The sequence below is a fragment of the Streptomyces sp. UH6 genome (assembly GCF_013421635.1).
Taxonomy (GTDB): domain Bacteria; phylum Actinomycetota; class Actinomycetes; order Streptomycetales; family Streptomycetaceae; genus Streptomyces; species Streptomyces abyssomicinicus.
Window position 1 is genome coordinate 1 of sequence record NZ_JACADT010000404.1, and the last position, 4,857, is coordinate 4,857.

The following is a 4,857-nucleotide window of genomic DNA, read 5'->3' on the forward strand; positions in this document are numbered from 1 at the left end:
GACCGGGCCGTCGGAGCCGACCGGGCCGGACGAGGCGTCCGGGCCGGACGAGGCGTCCGAGAAGGGTGAGTCGTCCGCGCAGTCCTACAAGTCCGAGAAGTCCGAGAAGTCCGAAGACGTCCCCGAGGTGTAGCGCGACGCCGGGCGGACGCGCGGGCCCCGTCGTCTCATCCTCCTCCGGTCCGCTTGTCCGACCGGAGGAGGATGTGATGCTCCTCAAATCGGACCAGGGGGCTACCAGGTCTCTCCGCGGCATGGGCGAGGATGTAGGCGGCGGCGGTCCCGCCCCCAGCCGGCGCCTTCCGCGCACCGTGCCCTCACCTCGTAGAGAGACCCTGACCCTTATGTCCTGGCTGTCCAAATTCAGCCTCGCGCAGCGGGCCCTGATAGGTCTGATGTCGCTGATCGCGCTGATCTTCGGAGTCATCGCGATCCCGCAGCTCAAGCAGCAGTTGCTTCCCTCCATCGAGCTGCCCATGGTGTCGGTGATCGCGCCGTACCAGGGCGCGTCGCCCGACGTCGTCGAGAAGCAGGTCGTCGAGCCCCTGGAGAACGGCATCAAGGCCGTCGACGGGGTCGAGAGCCTGACCTCCACGGCGAGCGAGGGCAGCGCCGTGATCATGGCCTCCTTCGACTACGGCCCGGACACCAAGCAGCTGGTCGCCGACATCCAGCAGGCGATCAACCGGTCCCGGAACCTGCTGCCCGAGGGCGTCGACCCGCAGGTGATCGCCGGTTCCTCCGACGACATCCCGGCCGTGGTCCTCTCCGTCACCGCCGACATGGACCAGCAGGCGCTGGCCGACCGCCTCGACACCGCGGTCGTCCCCGAGCTGGAGAAGATCGACGGCGTCGGCCAGGCCGCCGTCAACGGCGTGCGCGAGATGCAGGTCACCGTCACCCCGGACGACGCCAAGCTGGCGCGCGCCGGGCTGACGTCCGCCTCGCTGACCCAGGCGCTCCAGGCCGGCGGCGTCTCGATGCCGGCGGGCGCCTTCGACGAGGAGGGCTCCAGCCGCACCGTCCAGGTCGGCGGCGGCTACACCTCGCTCGACCAGATCAAGGACCTGCGCGTCGCCGGTGAGGGCGGCGGCAAGGCGGTCAAGCTCTCCTCGGTCGCCAAGGTCGCCGAGAAGCCGGCCGCGGCCACCTCCATCACCCGCACCAACGGCGAGCCGAGCCTCTCCGTCGTCGTCACCATGGACCGGGACGGCAGCGCCGTCACCATCTCCGACGCCGTCCAGGACAAGCTTCCCGAGCTGCGCGCCGCCGTCGGTTCGGGCGCCGCGGTCACCGTGGTCACCGACCAGGGCCCGGCCGTCGCCGACGCCATCTCCGGCCTCACCACCGAGGGCGCGCTGGGTCTCGTCTTCGCCGTCGTGGTGATCCTCGTCTTCCTGACGTCGATCCGCTCCACGCTGGTCACCGCGGTCTCCATCCCGCTCTCGGTGGTCCTCACCCTGATCGTGCTGTGGACCCGCGACACCTCGCTCAACATGCTCACGCTGGGCGGTCTGACCATCGCCATCGGGCGTGTGGTCGACGACTCGATCGTGGTGCTGGAGAACATCAAGCGGCACCTCGGTTACGGCACCGAGCGCAAGGAGGCCATCCTCAAGGCCGTCCGTGAGGTCGCCGGCGCCATCACCTCCTCCACCCTGACCACCGTCGCGGTCTTCCTGCCGATCGGTCTGGTCGGCGGCATGGTGGGCGAGCTGTTCAGCGACTTCAGCCTCACCGTCACGATCGCCATGCTGGCCTCGCTGCTGGTGTCGCTGACGGTCGTCCCGGTCCTCTCCTACTGGTTCCTGCGGGCCCCGAAGCACACCCCCGAGGACGCCGAGGAGGCCCGCCGCAAGGCCGAGGAGGCCGAGCGCCGCAGCAAGCTGCAGCGCCTGTACGTGCCCGTCCTGAAGTTCGCCACGCGCCGCCGCCTCACCAGCGTGCTGATCGCCGTCGTGGTGCTCGTCGGCACCCTCGGCATGACGCCGCTGCTCAAGACCAACTTCCTGGACCAGGGCGACCAGAACGTCATCGCCGTCACCCAGAAGCTGGAGCCCGGCACGAGCCTGGCCGCCACCGACGAGGCCGCGGCCAAGGTCGAGAAGCTGATCGAGGGCATCGACGGCGTCAAGGACCAGCAGGTCACCGTCGGCAGCTCCGGCTGGATGGCGGCCTTCGGCGGCGGCACCGGCAGCAACCAGTCCTCGTTCCAGGTCATGCTGGAGGAGGGCGCCTCCTACGAGGGCGTCCAGAAGGACATCGAGAAGGGCCTCGAAGGCCTCGACGGCGTGGGCGACACCAAGATCGACGCCTCCGGCGGCTTCGGTGGCACGAACCTCGCGGTGGTCGTCAAGGCCGCCGACCCCGACGTGCTGGCCGACGCCACCGCCGACGTGACCAAGGCGGTCGAGGGCCTGGACGACGTCGCCGACGTCACCAGCGACCTCGCGCAGTCCGTCCCGCGCATCCAGGTCCGCGCCAACGAGAAGGCCGCCGCGGCCGGGTTCACCGACCAGACCCTCGGCGCGATCGTCGCCCAGTCGGTCCGCGGCACCACGGTCGGCAAGGCCACCCTGGACAACGCCGAGCGCGACATCGTCATCCGGTCCGCGAAGCCCGCCGACACCATGGCCGAGCTGAAGAACCTGCGCCTGGGCCCGGTCAAGCTGTCCCAGATCGCCGACGTCGAACTGGTCGACGGCCCGGTCTCGCTGACCCGCATCGACGGCCAGCGGTCCGTGAACGTCACCGCCCGTCCGACCGGCGACAACACCGGCGCGGTCAGCGCGGAGCTCTTCACGGCCATCGACAAGCTGGAGCTGCCCGAGGGCGCCACGGCCGAGATCGCCGGTGTCACCGAGCAGCAGGACGACGCCTTCGTCAACCTCTTCCTGGCCATGCTGGCCGCGATCGCGATCGTGTTCATGCTCCTGGTCGGCACCTTCCGGTCGCTCGCCCAGCCGCTGATCCTGCTCGTGTCCATCCCGTTCGCGGCCACCGGCGCGCTCGGCCTGCTGATCGCCACGGGCATCCCGATGGGCGTCCCGGCGATGATCGGCATGCTGATGCTGATCGGCATCGTGGTCACCAACGCCATCGTGCTGATCGACCTGATCAACCAGTACCGGGAGCAGGGCTACGGCATCGTCGACGCGGTGATCGAGGGTGGCCGGCACCGTCTGCGGCCCATCCTGATGACGGCGCTGGCGACCATCTTCGCGCTGATCCCGATGGCGCTGGGCATCACCGGCCACGGCGGGTTCATCGCCCAGCCGCTGGCGGTCGTGGTGATCGGCGGTCTGATCACCTCGACGCTGCTGACGCTGCTCCTGGTGCCGACGCTCTACGCGATGCTGGAGCTCCGCAAGGAGCGGCGCGCCGCCAAGCGCGCGGCGAAGCGCCGGGCCAAGGCCGGCGAGAACGGGGACGGGGACGGTACCCCCACCCCGACCACGGAGCCCGAACCCGCGCGGGCCTGACGACGTCCGACCCGGACGAGGCCCGACCCACGGGAAGGCCCCCGGCGCCACTCGGCGCCGGGGGCCTTCCCCGTTTCCCCGCGTGCCGCGGGTCCGTCGTCAGCCGAGGTTCTTGCGGACCTCGGAGGCGGCCTCCTCGCCGTAGGCCTCGGCGAAGCGCTCCATGAAGTGCGCGCGGTGCAGCTGGTACTCCTGGGTGCCCACGGTCTCGATGACGAGGGTCGCCAGCATGCAGCCGATCTGCGCGGCCCGCTCCAGCGAGACGCCCCACGCCAGCCCGGACAGGAAGCCCGCCCGGAAGGCGTCGCCGACACCGGTCGGGTCGGCCTTGCGGGCCTCCTGCGGGACGCCGACCTCGACCGGGGTCTCCCCGTGCCGCTCGACGCGCACGCCCCGCGAGCCCAGCGTGGTGACCCGGTGGCCGACCTTGGCCAGGATCTCCTCGTCGGACCAGCCGGTCTTGGACTCGATGAGCCCCTTCTCGTACTCGTTGGAGAAGAGGTACGTCGCGCCCTCCAGCAGGATCCGGATCTCCTCGCCGTTCATCCGCGCGATCTGCTGCGAGAAGTCCGCGGCGAACGGGATGCCCCGGGTGCGGCACTCCTCGGTGTGGCGGAGCATCGCCTCGGGGTCGTCGGCGCCGATGAGGACCAGGTCGAGCCCGCCCACCCGGTCGGCGACGGTCTTCAGCTCGATCAGCCGGGCCTCGCTCATGGCGCCGGTGTAGAAGGAACCGATCTGGTTGTGGTCGGCGTCCGTGGTGCAGACGAACCGCGCGGTGTGCAGCGTCTCGGAGATGCGCACGGAAGCGGTGTCGACGCCGTGCCGGTCCAGCCAGGCGCGGTACTCGTCGAAGTCGGAGCCGGCCGCCCCCACCAGGACCGGGGCGGTGCCCAGCTGGCCCATGCCGAAGGCGATGTTGGCGCCGACGCCGCCGCGGCGGACGTCCAGCTGGTCGACCAGGAAGGAGAGCGAGACCGTGTGCAGCTGGTCCGCGACGAGCTGGTCGGCGAACCGGCCGGGGAAGGTCATGAGGTGGTCGGTGGCGATGGAGCCGGTGACTGCGATGCGCACGGGGAGTCTCTCCTGGCTGGCGGCTTGGTGACCTACCGATGGTAGGCGGACCGGGGACCGGGAACGGCCCCGCCGCCGCTTCCGGGGAACCGGGAGTTCCCCGCGTACGTCCCATCGGGGACTCCTGATGAGGGATGCGGCCTCCGAGGGCCTCCGGGAAGAAAGGGCGAAGAGGTGAAGGACGACGCGCTGCCGGCCGACGGCCCGGACGACGAGACGACGACCGGGGCGGACCACCACGACGGGGCCGCGGACCGGCGGGATTCCGCGGCGGCGCCACGCGGGGACGCGGACGGTGCCG

Annotated in this window: 2 protein-coding genes; one reads left to right on the forward strand and one right to left on the reverse strand. The window is 70.9% G+C overall.

The genetic code is table 11. The features are described 5' to 3' along the window. Nucleotides 1-344: 344 nt before the first annotated feature. Nucleotides 345-3,482, forward strand: a complete 3,138-nt coding sequence (locus tag HW445_RS18635; protein ID WP_180222131.1) for an efflux RND transporter permease subunit — start codon at nucleotides 345-347, stop codon at nucleotides 3,480-3,482. Nucleotides 3,483-3,581: 99 nt separating this feature from the next. On the opposite strand, the gene HW445_RS18640 is transcribed toward HW445_RS18635, so the two are convergent. After that, the gene (locus HW445_RS18640) at nucleotides 3,582-4,556 is read right to left on the reverse strand and encodes a carbohydrate kinase family protein (protein ID WP_180222132.1); all 975 of its coding nucleotides are present in this window, start codon (nucleotides 4,554-4,556) and stop codon (nucleotides 3,582-3,584) included. Nucleotides 4,557-4,857: the final 301 nt, after the last annotated feature.